This is a genomic window from Nocardioides sp. (genome assembly GCF_036405735.1).
In the GTDB taxonomy this organism is placed as follows: Bacteria; Actinomycetota; Actinomycetes; order Propionibacteriales; family Nocardioidaceae; genus Nocardioides.
Genome location: NZ_DASWXC010000035.1, coordinates 1 through 1861, shown reverse-complemented (window position 1 = coordinate 1861; position 1861 = coordinate 1). Strand labels below are relative to the sequence as shown.

Genomic DNA, 1861 nt, shown 5'->3' with positions numbered 1-1861 from the left:
GTCCGATCAGGAGGAACATCATGGGCAAGACCGGCCGCAAGCGCCGCGCTCGGAAGAAGAAGGGCGCGAACCACGGCAAGCGCCCCAACGCCTGAGCGCTGAAATGCATGAACCCCCGAGCCACCGGCTCGGGGGTTCTCTGCTTGTGGGGCTGGGTTGCCCTACGGCGTCTCGCGGATCTGCACCTGGACCTCGCGGATCCGCAGCATCACCCGCTGGCGGAGGTCGTCGGGGGCCGACTCGGCGCAGGAGCGCGCCACGACGGCCTTGACCGTGCGCTGGAGGTCGTACTTCTCCAGGCACGGGTTGCAGCTGTCGAGGTGCAACCGCACCGCCGAGCAGTCACCCTCGTCGAGCTCGTTGTCGAGGAAGTAGACGATCCGCTCGAGGAAGTCGGCGCAGTCGGCCGGCGACGGGTCGGCGCCGTGCTCGTGGCTCATGACGCACCGCCCTCGGAGGTGCCGCGGCCGACCGTGAGCAGGTCGTTGTCGCGGACGTAGTCCGACAGCATGTCGCGCAGCTGGCGCCGGCCGCGATGCAGACGGGACATCACGGTGCCGATCGGGGTGTCCATGATCTCGGCGATCTCCTTGTAGGCGAATCCCTCGACGTCGGCCAGGTAGACCGCGAGGCGGAACTCCTCGGGGAGCCGCTGCAGGGCGTCCTTGACCTGGGAGTCGGGGAGGTGCTCCAACGCCTCCATCTCCGCCGACCGCAGGCCGGTCGAGGTGTGCGACTCGGCCCGGTGGAGCTGCCAGTCCTCGACGTCCTCGGACATCGACTGCTGCGGCTGGCGCTGCTTCTTGCGGTAGGTGTTGATGAAGGTGTTGGTCAGGATCCGGTAGAGCCACGCCTTGAGGTTGGTGCCGGGCCGGAACTGGTGGAAGGAGGAGTAGGCCTTCGCGAAGGTCTCCTGGACCAGGTCCTCGGCGTCGGCCGGGTTGCGCGTCATGCGCATCGCGGCGGAGTAGAGCTGGTCGAGGAACGGCAGGGCCTCGCGCTCGAAGCGCGCGGACCGGTCGGCCTCCGTCTCGGTGGCGACATCGATCTCGGCCGCAGCGTCGGCCGCAGCGTCGGCCGGAGCGTCGACAGCGTCGATGGGGTCCAAGACGCCCTCGGGCGTCGGTGCAGGGTCAGTCATCGTGTCCCAGACTAGCCCCGGGGCGGGTGGTTCGAGCACGGCCAGCATGCTGGGGCAACGCCTCAGGCGGGGCGGCCATTCCCGGCGCCGGCGCCGGTGACCTCGCGCACGATCCACTCCAGCGCGCTCTCCACGATGATCGCGAGCGCGTCGTCCTGGCTGATCGGCCCCCGCGCGGGCACCGCGAGGCCGTGGTCGGCGCCGGGTACGACGCACAGGTCGGTCCCGTCGGGGAACTCCTCGGGCCGGCCCATCGGGTCGCGCTCCCCCTGGATCACCAGCGTCGGCACCCCGGCCTTCGTGAGCTCCTCGAGCCGCGACCTCTCCGGTCGACCCGGCGGGTGCAGCGGGAACGAGAGGGCCAGGCAGCCGCTCGCGGCCAGCCGGCGGGCACAGCGGGCCGCCGACCGGGCGCCCGCGGAGCGGCCCCCGACGACCAGCGGGGTGCGGGTCCGCAACCGGTTGGCGGCCGCGACCAGGCCGTCGTCGAGCGTCGGCGGCGCCGTCGCGACCCGGCGGCCCGCGACCTTCCACGGCTGCTCGAGCCGCACGACCGTGACGCCGTTGCGTGGGAGGTGGCGGGCCAGTGCCTCGAGGTCGGCGGTGTCGATCCCGTTGCCCGCGCCATGACTGAGCAGCAGTGTCGCCACCGGCTTGCGCGCCTGGTCGACGACCAGCCGGGCCTCGCCGTGCGGCGTGTCGATACGGCGCTCGATCGCG

The 1861-nt window shown here is 71.8% G+C and carries 4 protein-coding genes; 1 reads left to right on the top strand and 3 read right to left on the bottom strand.

The genetic code is table 11. From position 1 onward, the window contains the following. Window positions 1-20: 20 nt before the first annotated feature. Window positions 21-95 (top strand): 50S ribosomal protein bL37, encoded by a 75-nt coding sequence (locus VGE38_RS17540; RefSeq protein WP_369759046.1) that lies wholly within the window; start codon window positions 21-23, stop codon window positions 93-95. Between the two features lie 66 nt (window positions 96-161). On the opposite strand, the gene rsrA is transcribed toward VGE38_RS17540, so the two are convergent. The 3 genes from rsrA to VGE38_RS05290 form a co-directional block, all read right to left on the bottom strand. Continuing rightward, window positions 162-440 (bottom strand): mycothiol system anti-sigma-R factor, encoded by a 279-nt coding sequence (gene rsrA / locus VGE38_RS05300; RefSeq protein ID WP_331141490.1) that lies wholly within the window; start codon window positions 438-440, stop codon window positions 162-164. Further along, window positions 437-1141 carry a sigma-70 family RNA polymerase sigma factor gene (locus tag VGE38_RS05295; protein ID WP_331141489.1) on the bottom strand — a complete coding sequence of 235 codons (705 nt, stop codon included), beginning with the start codon at window positions 1139-1141 and terminating at the stop codon, window positions 437-439. The genes rsrA and VGE38_RS05295 overlap by 4 nt, the downstream gene beginning before the upstream one ends. Window positions 1142-1203: 62 nt before the next feature. Further along, window positions 1204-1857 carry an alpha/beta hydrolase family protein gene (locus VGE38_RS05290; protein WP_331141491.1) on the bottom strand — a complete coding sequence of 218 codons (654 nt, stop codon included), beginning with the start codon at window positions 1855-1857 and terminating at the stop codon, window positions 1204-1206. Window positions 1858-1861 lie beyond the last annotated feature (4 nt).

What these genes read in the sequence shown, in the direction of transcription:
- VGE38_RS05295 (WP_331141489.1), bottom strand. Translation starts at nt 1,141, where the DNA reads ATGACTGACCCTGCACCGACGCCCGAGGGCGTCTTGGACCCCATCGAC.
- rsrA (WP_331141490.1), bottom strand. Translation starts at nt 440, where the DNA reads ATGAGCCACGAGCACGGCGCCGACCCGTCGCCGGCCGACTGCGCCGAC.